Source organism: Alkalibacterium sp. m-11, assembly GCF_054658155.1.
Window position 1 is genome coordinate 1 of record NZ_BAAGIR010000259.1, and the last position, 1,402, is coordinate 1,402.

The following is a 1,402-nucleotide window of genomic DNA, read 5'->3' on the forward strand; positions in this document are numbered from 1 at the left end:
TAATAAGAAAAGGTCTTGAGAAATAACTTCAAGCTATCGCTTGACCGAAATTCATCTCCCACTTTCACTGGTGCTTCGTACCCATACGTTTAGAAGTGGGAGACTTCTTTCGGAATTACGTTAAAAATGGAAAGGAGAAAATTATGGGCTTAAAACATGCATTGCTTGTTCTTGCTGCACCGGTTCTCCTGCTAACTGCGTGTGATGATGAAGGCGATGTGGAGAATGGAACCACTGAAGTTGGTGTCACAGATGGTACCTTTGAAGACGGCACTTAAGAACTGGTCGAAGCAAACTATGATGAGAACGGCTGGTGGGCTGAATTCACTATCGATGATGAAGATGGTGAAATCGTCACATCTAATTACAATGAGCAGGGTACAGCTAAGACTGAGGATGAGAGTTATCAAGAGGCAATGGCTGATCAGGCAGGTATTAGGCCTCAGGAATACATGGATGCTTTAAACGGACAGCCTTTTGAAACAGAGGATGCCGGACAAGTTGATACTGTATCGGGAGCTACTTCCTCATCGGAGAAATTTCAGGAATATGCCGCCATGCATCTGAATGCAGCTGAAAATGGAGAAATCGATACCTTAGAAGTAGATAACGAAGTTGATTAAGTAATAAAAGCATAGAAACATGCTTTTTTCAGAAGGATACACATGAACGCTGGACAATTTGGACGGATAACCGTCCTCTCTTTTTTTTTGCTACCCCGTCATTTTATTTGTTCTGAGACTGTCAGGCAAACGGACGTTGTTAAAAATGAATGCTTTTGACTTTATCATTACCGTTTCTTTAGGAACGGTGTTTGGTAATATACTCATCAATCAGGATGAAGTATTATGGGAAGGTCTTTATATCTTCTGACTACTTTTATTCTTTCAGTTTCTTTCAAGCTATTTGTCTTCAAGATCGCCATTTTTCAGCCGAATACTGAAAGCTCATCCATCTTTACTTTTTTATGATGGGAAATATTACGAGGATAAGATGAATAAGGAACGCATTCCAAAATCTGAAGTGCTTCAGGCAATCAGAGAACAAGGGATTGGAAAGGTTGAAGAAGTAGCTGCAGTGATTCTTGAAACAGACGGGACAATATCTGTTTTACCTAAGAAGAATAATGAACTGAGAGATTTGAATACATTAGTCGATATGGACGAAAGTCAGGATGACCAGAAAAATGATATAGAATGATTCTGGTTCTGACGAGGAAATATAATCTCAAAGAAATAAATAGTAGAAAGAAATTATCGATATGACTTCTGAAAATTTTATCAGTTTTCCGAGCGAGAAAACCCACGGTTTCAATCGTGGGATGATAGCTCGGCAGGGATGAGGGTTCGCTTTGGCGAACTCGAAAGCCCTGTGATATATTCGAATATTTTTTGAGTATGTT

4 protein-coding genes are annotated in these 1,402 nt (G+C 39.5%); all 4 read left to right on the forward strand.

What is annotated here, in order from left to right; translation table 11 throughout:
• The first annotated feature begins 143 nt into the window (after window positions 1-143).
• Window positions 144-278 carry a hypothetical protein gene (locus ACYQ2O_RS12255; protein ID WP_346024856.1) on the forward strand — a complete coding sequence of 45 codons (135 nt, stop codon included), beginning with the start codon at window positions 144-146 and terminating at the stop codon, window positions 276-278.
• A gap of 51 nt (window positions 279-329) precedes the next feature.
• On the forward strand, window positions 330-623 hold the full coding sequence (locus ACYQ2O_RS12260; protein ID WP_346024858.1) for an FMN-binding protein: 294 nt from the start codon (window positions 330-332) through the stop codon (window positions 621-623).
• A 100-nt stretch (window positions 624-723) separates the two neighbouring features.
• Entirely contained in the window at window positions 724-873 is a 150-nt protein-coding gene (locus ACYQ2O_RS12265; protein ID WP_428830619.1) for a DUF421 domain-containing protein, read from the forward strand.
• A 33-nt stretch (window positions 874-906) separates the two neighbouring features.
• Window positions 907-1,200, forward strand: coding sequence for a DUF421 domain-containing protein (locus ACYQ2O_RS12270; RefSeq protein WP_346024857.1), 294 nt, complete (start codon window positions 907-909; stop codon window positions 1,198-1,200).
• Window positions 1,201-1,402: the final 202 nt, after the last annotated feature.

Excerpts from the sequence above, each read along its gene's own strand:
- ACYQ2O_RS12255 (WP_346024856.1), top strand. The coding sequence starts at position 144 with ATGGGCTTAAAACATGCATTGCTTGTTCTTGCTGCACCGGTTCTCCTG.